This is a genomic window from Pseudomonas sp. S37 (genome assembly GCF_016658545.1).
Taxonomy (GTDB): Bacteria; Pseudomonadota; Gammaproteobacteria; order Pseudomonadales; family Pseudomonadaceae; genus Aquipseudomonas.
On record NZ_JACVZC010000260.1, the window covers coordinates 1 to 237 of the forward strand.

Here is a 237-nt window from a genome sequence, read left to right on the forward strand (position 1 = left end):
CCCCTTCTCCCCCCCCCCCCCCCCCCCGGGGCCCCCTGGACCAGGTGTTACTGGGTGGGCGACTCGGTGTTGACCATCGGCGGCACCGGCGCAAGCGGGAACGCCCGCCGCTGCTCGCGGCGCCGGGCGAAAGGCCTTGCCGCCAGTGGCTCCAGGCGCTGCGGTTGGCCGGTGTCCACCGCGCGCTGAATCGCCACTATCACCCGTACATCACGCCAACCCTCCTCGCCATCAGGC

General features: G+C 73.4%; 1 pseudogene. It reads right to left on the reverse strand.

Annotated elements, in window-relative coordinates:
- Window positions 1–47: 47 nt before the first annotated feature.
- Window positions 48–237 (reverse strand): annotated as a pseudogene (locus IAE39_RS29550) (Gfo/Idh/MocA family protein); the annotation flags it as partial.